The sequence below is a fragment of the Glutamicibacter sp. NPDC127525 genome, from assembly GCF_042672105.1.
GTDB lineage: Bacteria > Actinomycetota > Actinomycetes > Actinomycetales > Micrococcaceae > Glutamicibacter.
Genome location: NZ_JBHXVN010000009.1, coordinates 13,425 through 34,462, shown reverse-complemented (window position 1 = coordinate 34,462; position 21,038 = coordinate 13,425). Strand labels below are relative to the sequence as shown.

Genomic DNA, 21,038 nt, shown 5'->3' with positions numbered 1-21,038 from the left:
TCCTCTCGCTTTGGTTGCTTCTTTTCAGCGTATCGATTGGCTCCGACTGTTAGGGCTCTAATAATCACCAAACTTAACTAAAAAATTTTTTAGCCGATATTGATTAGCTATGAATCTTTTAGATACTGTGGAGAGTGATACGGAAAACGCACCTGCCGGAAGGTAAAGCAATGGGCTTGTTCTCACGCAAGAAAGTGGCCACCAAGCTGGAAGTCAGCATTGGACGTGTGTCCCAACTGGCATCGACAGGTGCACTCATTGAGCCGATGGAAGACGATGAGAGCGGACACAAGGGATGGCCGGCAACGTATGTCGAGGAAGTGGCCGGCCGAAAGAAAGGCCGCTCCACTTCACGCAGCATCTACAGCTTTGCCCCAGCAACATCACCCGCGATCCGAGAGACCGACGGCATCATTGAGAACCCTGAAACCCATGAACAGGCTTGGGTGCAGTTCTTCAAAACCAATTCAGGACACATCGGGGTGATCACGCCACTTCAAAGGACCAAAGAAGTCGCCCCACCACCATATAAACCGGTTCTGCAACGCGCGCCCCTCTACTCCGAGCTTGGAAGTAGTGAACTGGCCCTGATGACCAACGCTGTTTCGTTGCTCAACGAGCTGACTATCTATGACGTTGCCTGGGTCTATGTACGACGCGATGACCTCTATGAAGTCGTGATTTCAGAGGCCCCAACAATTCGGGAGAACAACCCTCGTTCGTCATGGGAAGTCGATCGCAAGCTCAAAACCGAGAATGTCTCTCACCAAACGCTGAGCACAAAAATGGGAAGAAAAATTCCCTTGATTGATCTTCCAACGGCCGCTGCAGTCGAAGATTGGAATCGAGCAGACAAAACGCCAATCACCAGAGACCTGGAATGGACACGAAACTTCAACCTGGCGCTCTCCGCTTCAATTCTTACCGGCCTTGAACAAGGCGAACAAACGAAAAGCGGGGAAACGGCCCAAGCAAGAGCTGCTGCACTCAATCTTGCCGTAGCAAGGCTTGCAGCTGAGATCGAGTGGGACAGTGCCGGAGCATGGGCGATTCGCCCGCCCCAGGAAACTCAGGAGCACGTTGAATACATCGTCAAAACTGTAGAGCCCGACCTCAGTATCGAACAAGCTGCAGTCAAGCAAAGTAAAGCTGCTGCTCTAACTGCTCCCGCGGCGAAGCGACAAGAATACGCAAACGAGCTCTACGATTTGATCTACTCAAAGTACGGCAAACATGGCGATGCTCCTGAAGAGGTCACAGCCTACGCCTTGGGCCTAGGCATCACAGCGCTCTGCGAACTCACGATCGATGAGATCAAAAAAGAAGGCCCCGAAAAACAGCCACGGTTCCCAGTGCGCAATGATCTTCGCAGTTTTGAGAAGCACCAACAACGAATCTTCGAGCGCTACTGTTCAGAACTCATTGACTTGGATGAGGCGAATTCACCAGAAGCTCGCCAATTACTAGACGTACTGACGGCAGAAGAACGCCGAATCCTCGTTCGAGGCCATGGGAACTACGAGTTGAAGAAGGACCGCGACGGCAATCCCGTGCTTCTTCAGGCCAAACAGACGTATGACGGTGATCCCTACACCAAAGTTTCGGTAGTTGTCCCAGTGACCATGCACCATAAAACTTCCCGATACGATCACCTCAAAAACTTCGATTACATCGTTATCCTCCCGTATCTACAAGACGGGCCAATATTCATCGTTGTGGAAGACACCTTGCATCTAATGCCATTCGCCGAGGGGAATCCAGGTGGATTCACCCACGGCTACCGTGGCACCGGCCCACAGAACCTGCAGAAAGCGCTCATCGGTTTCCTGCAGTGGTCACAAGGCGCCCAAATGACTGACGAGGGCATGGAACGAATTGCCAGCCTCATTGCCAACGCAGATCAGTACAGCGCACTGCAAATCACTCGCGAACAAGTCGTTCGTCCCGGAATGTATGCGGCTTCGTTAGACCAGGAACAGTAGATGAAAAATCAGCGCAAGCTTCCTGAAAATCACCAGTTACAGCCCTGGCCACCGCAGAACAGCAAGGCACCGTGGCGAGGGATAAATAAATTTTCGCCAACTGTGACCGGTTTTCATCCAGAGAGGGGCTATCCCCTGATGGAAGGCGTTGTTTGCGTTTCACAAGGTGGTACGTCCCCCTTGGTACAAGGATCGAAGATTGAGGTCAACGATGAAATTAGTTAAAGGCCTAGCGGCCCTCATAGTCCTTCTTGGGCTCATCGCGGGTCTGCCATTTGCTCTTTTCGCTGCAGCCGGCAACCCACTAGAACGCCTGCCCGATATCCTTCAGCTAGCATCGCGCCCAGACTACGGGCTCATCATCACGATGAGCACAATTCTCCCGCTACTTGGCTGGGGCTTCTGGCTCTATTTCATGCTCTCGGTGCTGATGGAGCTACCAGCAGCCATCAAGGGGATCAAAGCCCCACGCATCAAGGGCTTCGGCTCCGCCCAAGGGATCACCGGGGCATTGCTGGCAGCCGTGATCGGCATCTTCGGTATCGCCGGCCCAGCCAACGCCGCCACGGTAGACACCTCCATGAGCAGCCACACGGTGATCTCTGCTCCGCAAAAATCCGGCAATGTCACCATCGACCAAAAGGCAGCTGCGACCGCAGCACAGAAAACCGACGTCCCGGAAACGTTCAAACACACTGTCCAATCAGGCGATACGCTCTGGGGACTGGCAGAAAAGCACCTCGGTGACGGCGCAAAGTACAAGAAGATCCTGGACTGCAACTCAGACATCACCGACGCCGACGAGATCTACGCCGGCACCACCATCAACATCCCCAAGATCAAAGCGTCCACTGCGAAATCCGCACCGAAACCTGTCAAGACAGCACCCACCAACGAGTCCGTTCAACAGACCCAGAAAGACACCATAAGCTCCTCTGAGCAAGACCACACCAATAAAGATGTCTCCGAGGCACTCAGCGCTCCAGCACCTGTTGCTGCCCCAGAAGTGCAGGCCGCAGACGAAGCTCCCGCTGTTGAAACCTCCGAGGGAGATCAAGCAGATGACAGCTTCATGGGCAATCAGCTGCTCCAGACCGCTACCGGCATTGGTGGCCTGCTCGCAGCAGGAATCCTGGCACTACTAGGCCGCCGCCGCTTGCACCAGCGCCGCATTCGCACCGCAGGGCAACGCACAGAAGCAGTGAGCGAAACAGCCGCGCGAACCGAACGCGAACTACGCGATGTCGAAGACCCGCTAACCCAAGCCACCATCGATGCAGCACTACGCTTCCTCGGATCCTGGGCCAAAGAAAACGGTACGTCCCTCCCCAAGATCTTCTGCCTCCGCGCAGCCACCGGCAGCTTGACGTTCTACCTCTCAGAAGCCGCAGAACTACCTGCGCCGTGGACTAAAGACGACGTCGACGGAACGGTATGGAGCCTAGCTCCTGACGACGTACCAGACGCCGAAGAAGGCAGCGAAGCACCGTACCCGGCCATGGTCACTTTGGGCGAAGACACCAAAAACGCCCAGATCCTCGTCGACGCCGAGTACATCGGCGCCCTCGGCGTGGAAGACCACCACAACGGAACCAGCCACGAAATCCTCACCGCACTGGCCGTAGAGATGGCCTGCAGCCCATGGGCCGAGCAACTGACCCTGAGCCTTTGCGGAGTTGCAGATGACCTCCCATCAGCCCTCGGTACCGGACGAGTCACCAGCTACGAGAACATCCCAGAACTGCTGACCATGCTGGAAGGCAAAGCAGCTGACGTCAAAGCTGCCATGGAAGCCGCCGGTACCGAAACCATGCATCAAGCAAGGGCGCTCTCGGGACAATCCTGGATGCCAGAAATAGTCCTACTGGGAATTGAACCCACCGACCGGCAGCGTCACCAACTACTGAACCTCGTTGGCCAGATCCCGCGCCTGGGCATCGCAGCGATCACTGCAGGCTTCACCCTGGGCGACTGGAAGCTCAATGTCGACGATGACGGCTATGCCACCCTCGACCCCTTGGGTCTATCGCTGAAACCACAGAAGCTTGACCCAGAACAACAGCAAGCTGTCATGGAACTGCTGGCCAAGAGCAGCAAGCAGCCACAAGCACCAGAAAACGGTACGTCCCCTCAGAAGGAATTCAACGACGAAGAGTTCGTCGTTGAGCTTCGCGCCGTCCCCGAAACAGATGAAACGCTCGTTGAGCCTGGGACAACTGGCCAAGCAGAGCCGGAACAGCAGGAAGTCCCTGCAGAACCAGTTGGCTCCGAACAGCCGGCAGAAGAGGCCGCCTCACCTCAGATCGAAGCAACCGATGCCATCGCACAGGAACACGAAGCTACCGAAACGATTGCGTCTGCAGCCGAAGAAAACGCGGAAAGTCCAGATAGCTCACTAGAGCCAGAGGCTCTAGATGCTGCTGGCACAGAAGACGCGCAGACTACCGTCAGTGACGAAGCCAAACCAAGCCTGGAGATCGTCAAAGACCAGGAGCCTGCAGCTGTTCCCGCATCCGGTATGTCCCCTGTAAACAGCGACGAGCTCGATAACCCTGAAGCTGAGCTGGATTCAGAAGCCCAGCAGCTATTGGCATCCCTCGCTGAAGAAAAGGTCCCAATGATCCGTCTTCTGGGCACCGTCGATGTCCTCAATACACGAGGCAAAATGCCGCTTTCGCCAAATAGTGGAAAAGAATCACCAGGTACTGCAGCCCGCTGCATCTCACTACTGGCCTATTTGGCCATGAACCCAGGAGCAACCACCGAGCAGTACAACGAAGCCTTCTGGCCAGGAACACAACCTTCAGGAGCCAAAGGCGCGCAGAACCGCAACAAGCTGGCCAACCTCACCCGTGACTATCTTGGCCAGGATGAAGATGGCACCATGCTCTTCCCGCACGCCCGCAACGAGCGATACAGCCTCGACGAACGAGTGATGTGCGACTGGACCATTTTCACCAAGCTCATTGGGAACAACGTCTACACTGTTTCCCTGCCTCGACTCATCGCCGCCATAAAGCTGGTCCGCGGTGCACCATTCGAAGGAATCCGCCCGAAGAACTACCTCTGGAACACCGAGCTGCAAACCGAAATGATTGAACTGATCACGGAAGCAGCGCACGAACTAGTAGACCGCGCCATGGCCATGAAGAACCCAAAGCTTGCCCGCCTCGGAGCCACCGTAGGACGTACCGTCGACCCTGCCAACGAGCAAGCCTGGCGAGACGCGTTGAACGCCGAGTACATCGCCAAGAACCGCAACGCGGTACAAGAAATCGCTGACAAGTTGCAGGACTACCTGGGCGCCTACGGAGATGACGACGAGCCAGCTGACGAGACTCAAGAGCTGATCAACCAGCTGCGAGAGGTCGGATATGTCGCCTAACCCCGGAACCCCAGGCACCAGCCGTGGTGCGGTGGCCTTCATGAAAGCAGAAGCAGCGCGCATGAAAGCCAGCGATGGTATGTCCCCGGCCGTAAGCATTCCCATCAGCGTTGCCAGCACACTGCTCCTGGTACTGCTGATGCAACAGACCATCCTGCTGTACCAAATGCCAGCCATGGCACTATCGCTAGTTTTCGGTGCACTGGTCAGCATCAAAGACCTCAAACAGCGCCGGGTCCCAGATGCCTACACTCTGCCTTGGACCGCAGGGCTCCTGGCAGCATTAGCCATGGTCATCGTCTTAGTACCCCAAGGATGGTCTATTGCCGGGCAAACCCTGGCTCTTACCGGCGTACATGTCGGCTTCTACGGTCTACTGCTTCTCGGCAAGGCCACCAGCATGGGAGACCTCAAGCTCAGCTTGCCACTCGGCCTACTCCTAGCTCCCTTAGGCCTCGGCCCCATGATTTGGGCTGTCGCCCTGGCCGGAATCACCGGGCTAATCCATGGCTTGGTACTCAAACGCCAAGGCCGCAGCTCATATCCGGCAGCTCCCCATATGGTGGTTGCCGCCCTACTTGTTTCCACTCTGGCGATTCTCGCCGAGCTTTCTCAAGTACTTCTCTAACCCAAGGACGAGACCATGGACAATGAAGAGCAGCAACTAGACGAGCTATCCCAAAAAATCCTGGACTTCGAAACCAAGCACTGGAAATACGCGGGCGCCAAAGAAGCGGCTATTACCGAACAGCTGGGCCTGCAGCCAACGCACTACTACCAACTGCTCAACCGCCTTATTGAATCAGACCAAGCCCTGGCCCATAATCCCATGCTGATCAAGCAGCTTCGCGGTAAACGCAGCACCAGGCACCGACTGTAGTTCAAGCAAAGCTGGCCATACAGGAACCCACATGGCTGAAATGCCAGCCGTTGGCAACCGGCAAGCTAAGCCACTACCAATCAACGAATTCCGGAAAGATTAGATTCATGAGTTCCCCAGCAACTGGCCATTCCCGTACCGTCAACGAGATCTCCAAAACTCCGTGGTGGTATGTCCCCGGAGCTGCAGGAACCATGGCGGCGGCCTTCTCCCGGCACGAGCCAGGAGCAGGATTGATGCGCGTGATCACCTACCCGGTTTACCTTTCCCTTGCCTTCGGAGCGAAGCTTCGTGGACGGCTCTATCAGCAGAATCATGCGGTAGGTATCGTCAATGACCTCAAGCCATCAGCGGCCCATAGACTAGCCAACATGCTCGGCCTTCTAATCGTTTTGACCTCACCTTTCTTGGTGGCATCGCTCTTTGATCCTTTCGGTATCTGGTGGGGCCTGGCATTGGCCTATGCTTTCGTGCCGGTCCTTGCCGTCCGTCGGCAGGGAAGCCGGAGTGCTGAACGGGAAATGAGCCGGAAGAAGCTCGCTAAAGATCTTGGACCGAGTGGTGTTGAACTCAGCTGCATTGCCCGCGGAAAAAAGTCGGTTTCTGGTGACGGAAAACTTCTCATCCTGGGGCTAGCTCATCAATACCAGCGGAACCATACTGTGGGGTTGGTTGCTCATACTGACAAGCACCTGACGTTGTATGCGCTCATGGGATTCAAACGCATTGGAACCACGCTGGCCATGAAGTATCCAGCTGCAGGGGAGTAGCGACAACCGCGGTACGTCCCCTCGAGAAGAAGGGGACGACCATGCTAGAGCTATTTTCGAAACCACACTGCGGACCATGCACCGGAGTAAAAAACTACCTGGAGAGCCGCACCGCCGATTTCAAGGTCCACGACGTGACCGCTGACCCGCACGCACTCCAGCGCCTGAAAGATCTGGGCTACATGCAAACCCCTGTCGTCTTCGATACCCATACAGGCGATCACTGGTACGGATTCGATCCCACCAAGATCGATGCAGCTATCGCAGCTGCAAATGCCCTGGCATCAGCGGACCACTAGACGGTATGTCCCATGGAACTGAACCAGCTCACGGACTCCGCACACACCCTCATCCTCACGGTGGCCCTCCTCGGAAGCCTCGCCTGGTTGCCTCGGCCAAGCTTTCTTCGGAAGAAGAAACTGACCAGCGCGGCCGGTATGTCCCTCACTGTGAACCGCCGGCGCATCCATAAGCGCCGGCACGCACCGCGACAAACCGAAATCAAGAAGCAGACGCCTCGCGTGGGACCAGGATCGAGCACCGCGGGAGAGGACTAGCGCCATGAATTTCAGTACTTCGCTCAACGGCACCTTTGGCACTAACGAGAGGTCAACGGCCTCATGGCTCCATCACCGCACTGGGGGATATACCCTTTTCCTGCCACGGAGGAATCAGCAGTGGTACCCGGATCTTCTCGAAGGAGTGTCAAAGGGATTCCTTCTTCGGCACAAAGAATGGAGTAGCTTCTCCAAGCTCACTGGATTTCTTTGCCTGGCATTCATAGCTGCATTACTCGTTTCGGCACTGTTAGCTATGGTTTCGGGCTACAGCGCGCGTCCTGAAGTTCGCTCAGCCTGGTCGGGGACAGCATGGCTGACAGGCCTGATTCTCATTGTGTGGGCAATTTCCCGCGTCACACGATGGCAAGTGGCGAAAAAAGAAGCTGTTGCTTTAGCCAGAGCGAGTGAAATAGATTGCGCCACAGTCCATGTGCAGACCGAATCGCTATCGGAATGCGAAGCAATACTGCAAGCCTGGGATGCTTCGAGCCGGGCCAGCCAACAGAGCTTACTCGCGGCACATGAGGGGTCCGGAGGAAGCCTGAAAGAAGAAGAATTCAGGATCCTGCTGGCCAGAAGCGACCGGACCTGCGCAGGTTAGCTAGAACCAGCGTAAAATTCGTACTGAAGATGTGATTGTGACGTATGAACTCGGTGATGTTGTCGACCGGATCACTGTGAGTGGACCAGAATACTACCTTGCCAAAGAGCAAGCCGATAACCAGGTACCTGAAGGTGCCATCAAATTGAATACGCGGGTTCTCAGAGACGTTGACCCGACGACGTTCGGCTAGCTCTAACCAGCTAGTTTTAGGCAAGAGAAAAGCGCCCCGGAGAAGAGGTTGATTGTCAGATCATTCCTCGCAGCTTCACCGTAAAGGGAAGCCTCGCGAACGGGGCGCTTTCATATAAATTGTAACAGGCTAAAAGCCTTGCAGACAGGCCAAACTGGTATGTACCCGACTATTTACCTGCCAGCAATTGCTGAATGCGTTGGGGAGTCATTCCCATTGCAGCAGCGATCTCATTGTTTCTCCAACCGGCTTTGACCAAGCCCCGAATCCCTTCCAGCCGATGCTGTTCCGCCTTCAGGCGTGTAGCTTCTGCCTCGGCTGCGAGCTGGCGCCCTGTCTCGAAGTGCGCAGCTTGTTCAGCGGGGAATTCAACGGTGACGTCGACAACCAGATCTTCCAGCTCGATCCCTAGTTTTTCCGCAGCTTTCATGCGACTCAAGGCCCAAGCCCGCTGTAAGGTGTTGGCCTCTACCAGGATGGATGGATCTTCAACGGAAACAGTCCATCCATTGCCATTGGTAGTCCTGACTGCTGTTCCAGCCACGTGCGTCTGCGCATCGGTATCTTCTGGAGCGGAAGTCCTCTCAGACGCAGGCAGCGGCTTCCCGTTCTTTATCCAGGCTGCAAGCTTCTGCGGGCTATACCGGCGAGCGCGTTCGCCTGGTTCTGGTGGGGTGCGTAGGTCGAGGTTGGTGCCGTTGAGTTGGGACATGAGGTAGCGGAAGTAGGCGGGTTTGATGCCTGCTTTGTCGGCTGCTTGTTCGAGGGTGAGTCCGCGCATTGGGGGCGTCCTTGGGTGAGGTTGATCTGACGTTCTTAATTGTAGCAAATTGGATTTTACTAAATTGTTGCCTGGGGTCGCGTGACGCTGGACTTTAAGCAGCATTGGCCGGTTGTCGGCGATTCTGTGGGGCTCGAATATGATCTCTTCATGACTCAAGTTGACCCTTTGGCGGTTCATGCGCCTGATAATGACCCGACGCGTCCTCAGCCTATGGCTTGGGAGCAGTATTCCTACGAAGTCAGGGAACAGTGGGTGAAGCTATTAGATTCTAATCCTGAGGAAAGCGCGGTTCAGAGTTTTCTAGAACTTCATCCTGCGATGATTCCTGGTGGTAGCGGGGATATCGGTCCGGGTGGGCATCATGGGTCGCAGCTGTCGGCAGTTTTTCGCCAGCCGAAGCTTTCGGGGGCTGGTCCACTTTATGTTCCTGATTTCATGTGGGTGACGAAGTCTTCTTCCCTCATAACGCCAATTTTGATCGAGATCGAGAAGCCGTCGAAGCGTTGGTTTAACAAGGATGGGACCCCAACTGCGCATTTTACTCAGGCGAAGGATCAGCTTGATGAATGGCGTTCATGGTTCGCTGAAGGTTCGAACCCTTCGCTTTTTCGCCAGAAGTATATGTTTGGGGACCAGCATCTTAACCGTCAGTTGCAGCCGCATTTCTTGTTGATCTATGGTCGAGCGTCTGAGTTCACCTCCGATGGAGGTCATCGTAATCCTGATGTTTTGCGTCATAAGAGAGGGTCTAAGTATGCCCCTGACGAGACGTTTATGACTTTTGATTCTGTGAAGCCTCGGTATGATCATCAGAACACTATTACCGTTTCGATGACTACTAATGGACCTGTGCCGTTTGCGTTTTCGCCTGTTTTTCACACGCACGGTATGACGGGCCTGGATGCTCAATTTCTTGGAGATCCGGAAGTTGCTTTACAGCGCTCGGTGATGATGAGCGCTGAGCGGAAGGCATATTTGTCTCAGCGATGGGGGCATTGGAAAAGCATTGGCGCGCAGCGGCGGGATCCTCACCAGCCCTACGCCACCAAAGGTGGTTTGGAATAGCAGGTGTGATTCTTGAAAGAGGCCAGGGTGGGGACATACCGTCCCCGCCCTGGCCTCTTATTGCGTGGTGTCTAGTTTCGGCCGGCGGCTTGTTTGCGTAGCGAGTTGTAGTACTGGTCGATGATTTCTTGTTTGATGCGGCCGCGGGCGTTGACTTGGATGTTGTTCTTAGCGGCATTCGCGGATTGCCTGGGAATCTGTTGTCGCCTGCTGGGTGTTGTGCTGGGCTGAATCGATGTATGGCTGGAAAGCGGCGCGGAAGGCTGTGGCGTTGGTCTCGTTGAGGTCGATCTCGTAGCTGTTGGCGTTGATGGTGAAGCTGATGGACTCGGTCGCTTCGGTGCCGTCAATGTCGTCGATGAGGGTGATGCGGGTTTCGCGGGCTAAGTGGGCTCTCCTTAGTGGTGGTATGTCCCCGGATACGGGGTGGGTTAGTTGATGATGCTTGCGAAAGATGCGGGCAGGGTGATGTTGGGTGGTGCATTGCGAAAGAGTGGGGCGACTTGCTCAGCCGTGAGTCCTGCAATGCCGGTGCCGATCGGGGTGAGGAGGAACATGAGCTCCTGATGCTCCGTGGCATAGTCGATGAACTCTTGGACCTGGTGTTCAAGGGTAGGTAGTCCGCTCATTGAGTCGATGGCGTAGCTTTGCCCATGGTGGCCGGTTCCTTTGCCGGATTTCGCCCCGAATTTGAGCCATGCGGTGCGGGCTGCGCCACCGAGGTGCCGCCCTTTAGCATTCGAACCGAAGACGAACACTTCGTTTGGGGCTAATCGGGTGATGCGCTCAGGGGTGATGGTATGTCCCATAAGTGTTCCTCCAGAAGACCGTTGTTCACGGATTAGCTGTCGCATGGCTTGATCTGCAGCAGGGCCAGCTGCGCTTCGAGATCAAGCTTGCGACGGGTAAAAACAGTGACCACGACCGCAGACATCGCTGCAGCCAGGGCCAGGAATGCGTAGGTAGGCCAAGCGACGGCAGCACTCTGATTACTCAGGGCACTAGTCAACCCATTATCTGCCCAGAAGTAGGCCACCAGGAGGGCAATGGCGAACAAAATAGTCCCGGCAAGGCCCCACGCCATCTTCAAGAGCCGGGAATTCACGACTAATCCTGCTTTGATTGTTCGGATCTCATGAAGTCGAGAAGCTTCAGACACGGTATGTCCCTCCAATATTGCTGAATCTCTTCTTCCTAACCAGCCTACAAAAAGTCGAAGCACTGCCTAGAGGCCGTTACGTGCAGCGCTCCAAAATCCTCTTGATAGCTTGATGCTCAGCAGGAGTCATCCACACCCCATATTTTGCTTTCACCTCTGTCTGCCTCGCCACGTAATCACACCGAAACTCCTTATTCGGAGGCAACCAGGTCGCAGCGTCCTTATCTCCCTTGGCCGCATTAGTGGGACCATCGGAGGCCAGCAGATTCAACGGGTCATTAGCGAACTGCAACCGCTTCTCACTACTCCACAGCTGGGCGCCCTTTTGCCAGCTGTCAGACAAAGCAACGACATGATCAATCTGCACTGCAGTGCTCGTGGAAGGACCGCGCACGAAATCAATCTGCTCTCCCGTGTACGGATCAGTGAAAATCCCCGAGAGCACCGTGCACTGCGCCGATCCTGGCTTGAACTTCGCCTCATGCAGGTCACGGGTCAGCACATCATTGCGCGCATCGCACCCATTGCGGTCAGGGTCCTTCCAGCCTTTACCGAACTGATCCCGCGCATACCCAGTTTTCGCGGTGCGTCCCTTCACCTCAACCTGATCCAGCTGCTTCAACGCCAGAGCATAGTCCTGCTTCAGCGAAGGACTCACCGATGCGGCCGAACTGGAATGCCACGACGAGAGATCCACAGAATCCACCGCCGAACAACCACTCAAACCCAGACCAATGATCAGCGCCGAGACCCCTGCCCACCGCAGCTTGCCACGCAACAGCGCACCACTACAGAACATAGCGATCCTCCAATCCAGCGAAGACCTGAGACCGTGAAGCGGCATCCAGCTCCAGGGGGCCTAGAAAAACCCTCTCCAGCTCATCGAGCACCTCACCAAACGGAATCCGCGCCTGCTCACTAGAAGGCCACTGCACCAAAGGGAGCCGAAACCGCCCCTCACGCAACACCATCACCAAATAGGCCCGTGGAATTCCCGCTTTTTCAGCGTGCGCCTTGTTGGACCAGGTAAAAAACCGCACATACTGGTCATCGCCATCACGATGCACGCGATGAAAACTATGGAAACCGGGCTCCTCGACATACGAGAAGCCATGCCGACCCAAGGTCGGCTCCAACTGCTTGCGTGAAATCATCACATCCCTTTCTCTTCCACGGCGCTCGCCGGGCATCAAGTCTGTCCTGATTGCTCAGGGGATAGCTCTGTCTGGATCGGCTTTCTGTCACGGATTCTCGAATGGTCGCCGAGGCCACAATCAGTGCCTAGAAAATAAATCTAGACAAAAGGTTGTCACGCGACAAGTCTTTTAGTAAAGTTGTATTTGTCAGATCAAGAGAAAGAGGTTCGCAGATGCGACACGAAAAAAAGGTTCGCAAGCTCATACCAGAACTTGAACGCCAAGGATTCCGAGTCAGGGAAACCAAGTCAGGCTGGATGATCTACCCACCCAACAAAGACCAGCTGACCATCGGAACCCACCGGACACCGAGTGATCACAAAGCATGGAAAAACTTCATGGCTGATCTCAAACGGCAGGGATTCATCGAACCGCAGTAGGTCGCAAGGCCGCCGGGAAGCCCCGGCGGCCACCCTCCCCACCACTAGAAAAGGAACCACCATGACCACCTGGCATATCTACACCAAACTGACCCTCCCACAGCCACTGCACGAAGACGCCGAGCTGCTTGATCTCACGGCGCATCTCACTGACCACGGGGTCTCAGCAACCATCGATCCAAAGAACCTCGCCAGCATCACCATCTCGCTCACCCTCGAAGCTGCCGAACACCTCGATGCAGCCCAGCAGACTACAGAACTGCTGACCACCGGCCCCCTTGCCGGAGTCGAAATCACCACGATGACACTACGCACAGAAAAGGACTTCGACGCCGATTACGCCACCGCGCAAATTCCCGATCTGGTCACCCTGACCGACATCGCCGCCCACGCGGGCATTACCCGCCAGCGCGTGCGCGAACTATCCCGGAAAGACCCCACCTTCCCGCCGGTAGCCCTCAGCACCAACACCGTTGCCCTCTACCTCAAAGCCAGTGCAGAAGCCTGGGTCCGGAACCGCAACACCACTACAGGCCGCCCAAAGGCTCAACGCTAAAAATTCAGACTCCCATGACAGGAACGGCCCCCACACAGAGCTAACTACCGCACAACAAGCAGAACAGGATGCCCCGATGACCCACTCACTGGCCCAGCACACCGAGAAACTCGCAGCAACGAACAACCGCGAAGCAACCGCTTACCTCGCCACGCTCACTGCAAAAGAACTGACCGGGCTGATCAGCGCCTGCCAGCAGGCCATCGAGGAAGAAACCGTCCGCACAACAGCAACTAACGAGCGCCCCAGCTGGGCCGCTTGCTCCCACCAGCAACTCATTGACCAAGCCACCAGCGTCCTAGCCCGCCACCAAGACAACAAGAAGGAGAGCGCACCATGAGTACCCCGGAGCACACCACCCTCACCCTTGGGGTCCTCCGCCCGGCAGACAACCCCCACTACATCCACACCGGGCTCAGCGCCATCTATGACGAGCTAACCCTCGTCGGCTACTACGCAGAGGAGCAATGGGAAGTCCATCACCTCACCGAGGGCACCACCACCCAGCACGAAGACATCGAAGCTCCCGTGCTACTTCGCACCAAGACGATCTACGGACAGACGGAAGCCAACCTCATACCGGCCCACTGGGACACCACCAGCAACACCTGGAAACCAGATCATGAATGGCACACCAGCGGGGGAAACCACGCCCACACCAGCGACTCGCGCTATCTCCGGCTCATCCAAAACCAAACGGGCCATAGCTATAACGGAGCGCTGGCAGTCTACGACCGCACCAAGCACTGAGAAGGACAAGGCAATGAGCATCACCATCACGCACACCCCAAGTGCTGGAACACTGCTCGAAGGTACATCCCGCGGGGACGGGGCCAACGAGATCCTTAAAGCCCACGGCTGGAAGTGGGGTCGAGGATTAGGGAAATGGTATGTCCCCCGGTCCCGCGACAACACTCCAAAGCTGCAGATCATCGAAGAAACCACGAAAGCACTCACTGCAGCACACCACGCTGTTCACGTACAACTCGACCACTCAGTACGGAGCACGACGGAAGTTGAAACGGACCTCGCCGAACGCGCTGCCCAGCGGGCGCAGCACTTGCAGGGCGTCGCAGAACGTAAAGCGCACGAAGCCAACGAGGCTGAACAAGCATTCTTCGCGGCCCACCACCGTCTGCCAACTGCCGGAGAACCAGTCAAAGCTGGCCACCACTCGGAAACACGGCACCTGCAGGCTATCGACAAGGCAAACACCGACTGGAAGAACAGCGTTGAAGCCGACCATGCAGCACTTCAAGCGCTCGAAAAAGCCGAAGCCGCCCACCACGCCACAGGCGCGCGGAATAACCCGCAGACAGTAGCCAACAAGCTCGAAAAGCTCACCGCACAGATGCGCCAGCTCAAGCGGTCCATCGACGGATACACCGCGAACCGCGCCACACCCTATCAGCGTGAAGTCCCACCAGCATCAGGGGAAGCCAAAACCCGCGCCCAGGAAGAAATAGCTGCACTTGCAGAGCAGATCCAGTACTGGCAAAGCGTGCAGCGTGAACACCTCAAAGCCGGACGCATCGGCAACTACAGCAAAGACACCATCAGCCCGGGCGACTACGTCCTGATCGGTCCTCACTGGCACCAGGTACTCCGGGCCAACGCTAAAACCGTGAGCGTCGATAACACCGGCCGCACTGGCAAAGCTCCATACAGCTCCATCAAAGGCCACCAGACAGCCGAACCACCAGCTGACCAACTACTCAGCAGCTAACCCCTCATCAGAAAGCAGGTTCCACGATCCAACTCATGAAACTCATCCCACGACCACCACCACAACGAATGGAAAGCATCATGTACACGCACATCAAGATCAAGAAGAACCCCTATGTTTGGCCATCCTGGCTCGTGTCCTATGAGGGACATATCATCGGCTCATCTCACAGCCTGCAGATTTCCCGCATTGCAGCGAACTTTGCCCAGTCGCACGTCAAAGAGATCAACCCAGTAAACCTCTGTGCCAGTTACCTCATCACCCACGTCGCCGAAGACATGAACCACAGCGAGTACCAGGAATTCTGGACCCCTGCACCGAATCGCCTTCTAGCACTGGCGCCGGCCGCCTGAACACCACCCCACCCGAAAACTGAGTATCCCCGGTTATGACTATCCAGAAAAAGCTCAGGGGTTCAGCCAGACCATCGTTGAAGATCTCAAAGGTGCTGAGAGTATTGCTGGACGGGTGCTCAGCTTTCAACGAAAGAAAGCAAAACGCCAGCAACGGGGCCTACCAACCCCAAGCGCCACCGAGCACGAGAACCTAACTTCGCTGTGGGTCACCATGACCTTCTGGACGATATTGAATCCGCACATCACAATTTGACCAGAAAAGAGGTCCATTTGTTGACAATACTCGGACTAGCCGCTTTAGGAATTTTCAGCTTCTGGCTTCTAGGTTCAGAAGCTCCCATGATCTTCTTCCAAGACAAAAAAGGGGGATTCTCCATCAGGGCTGTCACCCTGATGCAGTTGTTCCTCACGACCCTGGCCATCGGCTCCCTTAGCTCAGCGATACTCCTTGCCGCGACATAGGACGTCAGGAAATGCGATGAACGAGGAACTAATACACCTAGTCAGCGATCAACTATCGATTCCAGGTTTCACCTTTGTCGATAGCTTCATCGCCCGCTGTACAGCACTCACCGCATCAACTACCTCCAACATCAAAAAAGTGACCTGCCAGCACTGCCTCAGGGCTGTCGCAGAAAAAACCTCTGGAACTGTGACCGGTATGTCCCCTGATCGAGGTTAACTACACCTACAGAAGGACATGCTTTCACGTCTCTCGGTCCCGATATCTGCAAGACAGCCTGAGCAAGACTTCCGGGCTCGAATAGGTAGCGCTAGTGGCGGCGAGTCTGGTTCGGCTATGTGGCGATGTTCCTGCCGCTGATGAGACAACTATGTTTCGCCTGCCCGTCGGGCTCGTCTTCGCCGAAGACAGGAGACGCGATTTCAGCGAACATTGTTACTACCGCTTTAAGTCAGGGGAAGCGTTGAACACACCACCGCCAGGAGCAACGACGTCATCGCTAGAACCCGACTATTATCAAATGCATCCTGGCTTTCCGTATATCTGCCTGCAGTTATCACAACTGGAGGTGCGGATGGCTTTTTATTGGCGGGAAGGTACGGTGTTAAATGAGCGCACAAGTGCGCCCAAGCGGGAATTGGTTTGTCGTTGACGCGCCAGTTGGTGAAGTGTCTCAAGACGCATTCGGACATGATGACATTGCGGATAATCTACACCGCATGGTGACCGAACCAACGAATCATCGGCGCATGATTGGCCTACTAGGCCAGTTCGGCGTGGGCAAGAGCACGATCATCGAGCTACTACGTTCGAAACTTCAAGGCGACAGAAATCTTGGCTTAATCAGGATGTCGGCAGAGCGTCACGAACCGGTGGGCTTCCACCGTGCAGCCGTATACGCATTTGCCGAGGCCCTCGTCGCTTCCAAACAATTGTCCTCTAAGGACGCTGACGAGATTCTAGAGCCGCTGCGAAGTGCGCAATCAACAACCATTTCAGACTTTGCGCTTTCACCCCTCGGACGAATTGCAGCTCAACTACAGGAGAAGCTGCGATTATCGCGTAGCAAATTCCTCATCTATATAGCACTGGCTATGGTCGGCGCGGCTGCACTAATCGGGCTGTTGTCTTTCCTAGTCCCACCGGAAGTCTGGAAATCTATCTCAAGTTTTGTGATCCCTTTCGTCACAACGGGTGCATTCTTTGGTCCATTCATTTGGCTCGGCAGCAGCATCGACATCGGATCTGTGAACCTTCGAGGACTATTCGCGTCAGGAGCGCGGGTGACGCAACGAGCAAAGGTCGAAGCAGCAGACGAACAAGAACAAGCGTTCGCAGCACTGGTTGAGAAAGCTAAAACTCGGCTCGTGGTAGCAGTCGATGACATCGACCGACTCTCAAAAGAGCAGATACTTGCTGCGTTGAACGCGATTCGCAGCTTCCAACTCACATGCAAGAAGGGCAAACAGCCGATCTTCATTGTCTCCATCGATGAGGAGATCGTGAGGTCTGCCATCGAGGCTGGCAACGGTGCGAGCACCGCGGATGCACACGAGTTTCTCAACCGATTGTTCACCTTGAGGCAGCAAGTTCCAGTTCACGAGACTTTCGATCTACGAGACTTCGCGCGGTCATTGATCAACGAGCAGGCGACCACCCTCGCAGAACGAGTAGGCCCGAAGATGGACGATGTGATCATGATGTTGATTCACGATGATGTGAGGGATCCTCGTCACGTCGTTCGACTCCTTAATGCGTTCAGTAGCGACTACCGACTTGCACACGCTCGTGAACTACGCACAGGCTCCAGATCTCTGCGAGATGGGATCGTTACGAAAAACCTCGATGTACTCGCGCGAGTGGTAGTGCTTAAGACTGACTATCCGGCGTTCTTCCGAGCTGTGCTCGACGACGTGGACCTTATCGAATTGGGCTCCCGTGCTTCTTCAGTTGACGCTTCTGATAAAGAGATCGGTGCGCTCACGGAAATGGGCTTCAATATTAGCGACCCACGGAATGCGCCATTGTTTCGGTATCTTGCCCGGACGGCAGGGTGGGGACCTGAAGACGTGGACTATGTGCCCTTCCTCTATCTTGGACAGGATCGCTTCAGTCAATTGCTCGGAAACTTACATGCGCGAGCTTTGCGGCAGGCTCTTGCTAATAACCAGTCCGCAGAGCTAGCGCGATTGGCAGAGGAAGCACTTAGTGGCGGTGTGGAATCCACCGATTCGTTCAGAGAACTCCTTGCAGCAGTGCTTCGCGAACTAGTCCCAGCTGAGCAAGACAATGGCGTTGCCGCGCTCCTAGCCGCAGTATCGAGAAACGAAGCCCTGCGAAGCGCAGAGATCGCAAGAGTTGTTGGCGCAATCGTCAGCCAAAGGCCACATGCCCTTACAGATGTTGCCGGGGCGATCGCGTTACTGGGCATCGCACCGTCAGGATCAGCAAATCTACTTGGGCGGGCAGTCCTCAACGCGAGCGAGGAAATCAACGACGGCGAAGTTTGGAAAGCACGTGAATTGATTGCCGCCGCAGTTGGCGATGATGGATTTGATGCATGGGTGGAACGGCGAATCGAAGCCATCGAGTCCTGGGAAGCCTATGCTGTCTGGGACCATGAGAACCTGGATGCGCACACCGCGAGCAGTCTTCTCTCGAAAGCGGTTCAGCTTGCTGCAAATGATGACGATGATCTCTCCGCGGATGAAGAAGATCTCACAGCAGTCGAAGACATTGCCAGTCACATTATTGAACCCGCCGAACTCATGGACGAATCAGTCTTGTTCGCAGCTCTCAGCAGAGCTGCCGACACTTACGACTGTGCGATCGCGTTTGTTGCAATTGAAAAGTTGGAGCTGACGGACAAGCAACTGTCACGCCTCACATACACCTCCCTCCCTGCGAGTGCCACAGCTGTTGAAGATGGCAGTGAACCAGTCGCGAGAGTACTCAGTGGAGCTGTGGCTCTGGCGGTCCGAGCCGCGTCCAGAATTCAAAGTTGGGGTTCGGGCGATGGGGCGAAGCGTGTCTATTCGACAGGACGCACCGCCGACGTGATTGCTGGTTGGGTTGAAGGAGGTACGTTTGCTAGTTCGATGGCTCTCCCCGTGATTGAAGCGATGGTGGAACATGGAGCTAACGGGCAGGTGAAGCTTGTTGAGGCGATTTTCACTTCCTGGTCCGAAGACTGGGATGGAACAGATAGTGCTGGCGTCGATCTTGCTGACTCTGCAGTCCGCATCGCCACGATCGCTGGGCGACTTGAACCTGCCGCGCGAGAGACAATCCACGACAAATGGGTTTCCCAGTTTGGGGTCTCGGGATCTCCGGAAGCTGCTGACCGCCTCACGGCAACATTGTTCTCGACTGACGAGCTCAGAGAATGGGCTGATGATGCGGTCGCTGAAATGGTGCCTTGGTTCAGCACCAACTATGATTTCACTGGCGGTGCGACCACCGCGGCGGCCGATGTTATTGGGACGGGGCACGTCTCTGATGCCACTCAACGGGAAGTGGTTAACGCTCTTGTCGCGGTTGCGGCGCACGGGGGTACACATCGCCAGCGTGCATTGGTAACAACAGCGAAACTCCCATGGTCTGCGAAAGTCATACCTGAGGTCAACAGTAACTTCGCGCGCCATGTCAATGAATTTGAGTCGGCAGATTTCTGGGCGCTGATTGATCTTCAGTTTCTCCGCACGGAGGTTTCTGAGCAGTTCATCACCCGAATCGATAACTTGATCTCTGAAGAGGGTCCTGATATCAGCACAATCAAACGTGCTGATGCGCTTGCGGATCACCTCGAACTAGACAATGCCGTCACGGTTGCGCTAGAAAGCGCATCAGGCGAAGCGATGAAAGCCGTTGCTGGGCGTTACGATGCGTTGGAATCGGATCAAGCTAGTTCGACTTGGGCCGGATATTTGGATCAAGCAGCCGAGGCATCGGTTTCAGCCACTTCCCGGTCTACATTCGCGAAAGCTTTGGCAGAGGCCGAGCCAGGCCTGTATGCCGATGCCGTTCGAACGGTCCTCGATGATACGCTCGACAGTGCTTCTGAGAAGCACACCACCAAGTGGTTGTTCATAACTATCCCGCTTGAAGCTGACACGCGAAACGAGGTGAGAACCGTTTTGCAACCTCTCCTAGTGGGATCCGTAAGAGACGCGCTCGGTGCAGCTATCGTGCTCCATGCAACACGCACTGATCCCGAGTTTGACCGCTTGGTCGCTAACGATGTCGAAAATGCACTCGAGCACTGGATCGTGAAAGAGCCTAACGGCAAAGTGACAGCAGCTATCGCGAGAGCAGTGCGGGGGAGCAAAATAACCGATTCACTGGCGTTGTCTGCATGGAAGCGCGGGCCTAGGAATTCAGAAAAGGCAGCCGCATACCGGGCGGCCCTAGAAGCTCTGGGGCGCTAGCATGTGAACGATACGGTAAAACGGTCCCCAGAAAGGGACCTGTGAGCTAGATTCCCCTTTAGACGCGGGCCTAAAGACGCGCTGTGAGGGTTTAGAAAAGGTGGGTGCTCTGGGAGCCTCGGTAAGAAGCCCCCAGAGCAAGGTCCCTAGATTCCGAAAGCGTCAGCGATTGCTGCTGCCGCTTCCAGAATGATCAGTGCCCCATGGATCAGAATCCACAGACCAACGCCGATAATAATCAAGGTGCGCATCTTCATGGCGGTCCTTCTTTCTTTCGTGGGTGGATGAGTCTCAAGAACTTTTGGACTCAATTCCACCCCCGGGTCAGCTGTGCTGACCCCCGTTTTTTAGTTCATTGGCACCTGCGTCAGCGATCGGTATCAGCAGGACGGGTTCTCCCATGGCCAGTGCTTCAAGAACGGGTGAACAGGTACTGCAATATGGCAGCGCGCTGGGGTCATTATCGAAGTCTATGATTTGGCCCGAAAGCAATCTTTCAATTACGGCGGGTATTGGCCCAGTAGAGACCAGGCATTTGGCGCTGGCTTTATTCGG

General features: G+C 55.4%; 23 protein-coding genes. 17 read left to right on the top strand and 6 right to left on the bottom strand.

Features of this window, described 5'->3' with window-relative positions; genetic code table 11:
- Positions 1-170: 170 nt before the first annotated feature.
- The 8 genes from ACFVHU_RS16955 (at position 171) to ACFVHU_RS16920 (ending at position 8,178) form a co-directional block, all read left to right on the top strand.
- Positions 171-1,982, top strand: coding sequence for a hypothetical protein (locus ACFVHU_RS16955; RefSeq protein ID WP_388025476.1), 1,812 nt, complete (start codon positions 171-173; stop codon positions 1,980-1,982).
- Positions 1,983-2,207: a hypothetical protein gene (locus ACFVHU_RS16950; protein WP_388025474.1), complete on the top strand. Its 225-nt coding sequence runs from the start codon at positions 1,983-1,985 to the stop codon at positions 2,205-2,207. It begins immediately after the preceding gene.
- Between the two features lie 142 nt (positions 2,208-2,349).
- A complete protein-coding gene (locus tag ACFVHU_RS16945; protein WP_388025472.1) occupies positions 2,350-5,367 on the top strand; it encodes a LysM peptidoglycan-binding domain-containing protein in 3,018 nt (1,005 codons plus the stop codon).
- A gap of 40 nt (positions 5,368-5,407) precedes the next feature.
- Positions 5,408-5,995: a prepilin peptidase gene (locus ACFVHU_RS16940; RefSeq protein ID WP_388025469.1), complete on the top strand. Its 588-nt coding sequence runs from the start codon at positions 5,408-5,410 to the stop codon at positions 5,993-5,995.
- 15 nt (positions 5,996-6,010) lie between these two features.
- Positions 6,011-6,247, top strand: a complete 237-nt coding sequence (locus ACFVHU_RS16935) for a DUF3263 domain-containing protein (RefSeq protein WP_388025467.1) — start codon at positions 6,011-6,013, stop codon at positions 6,245-6,247.
- A 107-nt stretch (positions 6,248-6,354) separates the two neighbouring features.
- Positions 6,355-7,017, top strand: coding sequence for a hypothetical protein (locus tag ACFVHU_RS16930; RefSeq protein ID WP_388025466.1), 663 nt, complete (start codon positions 6,355-6,357; stop codon positions 7,015-7,017).
- A gap of 41 nt (positions 7,018-7,058) precedes the next feature.
- Complete coding sequence (locus ACFVHU_RS16925) at positions 7,059-7,316, top strand: glutaredoxin family protein (protein ID WP_388025464.1); 258 nt, start codon at positions 7,059-7,061, stop codon at positions 7,314-7,316.
- Between the two features lie 262 nt (positions 7,317-7,578).
- Complete coding sequence (locus ACFVHU_RS16920; RefSeq protein ID WP_388025462.1) at positions 7,579-8,178, top strand: hypothetical protein; 600 nt, start codon at positions 7,579-7,581, stop codon at positions 8,176-8,178.
- A 362-nt stretch (positions 8,179-8,540) separates the two neighbouring features.
- Here ACFVHU_RS16920 and ACFVHU_RS16915 read toward each other — a convergent pair whose 3' ends face one another.
- Positions 8,541-9,152: a hypothetical protein gene (locus ACFVHU_RS16915; RefSeq protein ID WP_388025460.1), complete on the bottom strand. Its 612-nt coding sequence runs from the start codon at positions 9,150-9,152 to the stop codon at positions 8,541-8,543.
- An 81-nt stretch (positions 9,153-9,233) separates the two neighbouring features.
- On the opposite strand from ACFVHU_RS16915, the gene ACFVHU_RS16910 reads away from it, so the two are divergent.
- Positions 9,234-10,220, top strand: a complete 987-nt coding sequence (locus ACFVHU_RS16910; RefSeq protein ID WP_388025458.1) for a Shedu anti-phage system protein SduA domain-containing protein — start codon at positions 9,234-9,236, stop codon at positions 10,218-10,220.
- 168 nt (positions 10,221-10,388) lie between these two features.
- On the opposite strand, the gene ACFVHU_RS16905 is transcribed toward ACFVHU_RS16910, so the two are convergent.
- The 5 genes from ACFVHU_RS16905 to ACFVHU_RS16885 all read right to left on the bottom strand — a co-directional run bounded on the left by ACFVHU_RS16905 (position 10,389) and on the right by ACFVHU_RS16885 (position 12,533).
- The gene (locus tag ACFVHU_RS16905; protein ID WP_388025681.1) at positions 10,389-10,571 is read right to left on the bottom strand and encodes a histone-like nucleoid-structuring protein Lsr2; all 183 of its coding nucleotides are present in this window, start codon (positions 10,569-10,571) and stop codon (positions 10,389-10,391) included.
- Positions 10,572-10,651: 80 nt separating this feature from the next.
- Positions 10,652-11,029: a hypothetical protein gene (locus tag ACFVHU_RS16900; RefSeq protein ID WP_388025457.1), complete on the bottom strand. Its 378-nt coding sequence runs from the start codon at positions 11,027-11,029 to the stop codon at positions 10,652-10,654.
- A 32-nt stretch (positions 11,030-11,061) separates the two neighbouring features.
- Positions 11,062-11,325 carry a hypothetical protein gene (locus tag ACFVHU_RS16895; RefSeq protein ID WP_388025455.1) on the bottom strand — a complete coding sequence of 88 codons (264 nt, stop codon included), beginning with the start codon at positions 11,323-11,325 and terminating at the stop codon, positions 11,062-11,064.
- 130 nt (positions 11,326-11,455) lie between these two features.
- The gene (locus ACFVHU_RS16890; RefSeq protein WP_388025454.1) at positions 11,456-12,178 is read right to left on the bottom strand and encodes an HNH endonuclease family protein; all 723 of its coding nucleotides are present in this window, start codon (positions 12,176-12,178) and stop codon (positions 11,456-11,458) included.
- Positions 12,168-12,533 carry a hypothetical protein gene (locus tag ACFVHU_RS16885; protein ID WP_388025452.1) on the bottom strand — a complete coding sequence of 122 codons (366 nt, stop codon included), beginning with the start codon at positions 12,531-12,533 and terminating at the stop codon, positions 12,168-12,170. The genes ACFVHU_RS16890 and ACFVHU_RS16885 overlap by 11 nt, the downstream gene beginning before the upstream one ends.
- A 215-nt stretch (positions 12,534-12,748) precedes the next feature.
- On the opposite strand from ACFVHU_RS16885, the gene ACFVHU_RS16880 reads away from it, so the two are divergent.
- The 8 genes from ACFVHU_RS16880 to ACFVHU_RS16845 all read left to right on the top strand — a co-directional run bounded on the left by ACFVHU_RS16880 (position 12,749) and on the right by ACFVHU_RS16845 (position 20,483).
- A complete protein-coding gene (locus ACFVHU_RS16880) occupies positions 12,749-12,955 on the top strand; it encodes a hypothetical protein (RefSeq protein WP_060700378.1) in 207 nt (68 codons plus the stop codon).
- Positions 12,956-13,016: 61 nt separating this feature from the next.
- Entirely contained in the window at positions 13,017-13,511 is a 495-nt protein-coding gene (locus ACFVHU_RS16875) for a hypothetical protein (RefSeq protein WP_388025451.1), read from the top strand.
- Between the two features lie 76 nt (positions 13,512-13,587).
- On the top strand, positions 13,588-13,851 hold the full coding sequence (locus ACFVHU_RS16870; protein WP_388025449.1) for a hypothetical protein: 264 nt from the start codon (positions 13,588-13,590) through the stop codon (positions 13,849-13,851).
- Complete coding sequence (locus ACFVHU_RS16865) at positions 13,848-14,261, top strand: hypothetical protein (protein ID WP_388025447.1); 414 nt, start codon at positions 13,848-13,850, stop codon at positions 14,259-14,261. Before ACFVHU_RS16870 ends, ACFVHU_RS16865 begins: the two co-directional genes overlap by 4 nt.
- Before the next feature lie 13 nt (positions 14,262-14,274).
- Positions 14,275-15,237 carry a DUF3560 domain-containing protein gene (locus tag ACFVHU_RS16860; protein WP_388025446.1) on the top strand — a complete coding sequence of 321 codons (963 nt, stop codon included), beginning with the start codon at positions 14,275-14,277 and terminating at the stop codon, positions 15,235-15,237.
- 80 nt (positions 15,238-15,317) lie between these two features.
- Complete coding sequence (locus tag ACFVHU_RS16855) at positions 15,318-15,590, top strand: hypothetical protein (protein ID WP_388025444.1); 273 nt, start codon at positions 15,318-15,320, stop codon at positions 15,588-15,590.
- A 481-nt stretch (positions 15,591-16,071) separates the two neighbouring features.
- Positions 16,072-16,275 (top strand): hypothetical protein, encoded by a 204-nt coding sequence (locus ACFVHU_RS16850; RefSeq protein WP_388025442.1) that lies wholly within the window; start codon positions 16,072-16,074, stop codon positions 16,273-16,275.
- Between the two features lie 389 nt (positions 16,276-16,664).
- On the top strand, positions 16,665-20,483 hold the full coding sequence (locus tag ACFVHU_RS16845; protein WP_388025440.1) for a P-loop NTPase fold protein: 3,819 nt from the start codon (positions 16,665-16,667) through the stop codon (positions 20,481-20,483).
- Positions 20,484-21,038 lie beyond the last annotated feature (555 nt).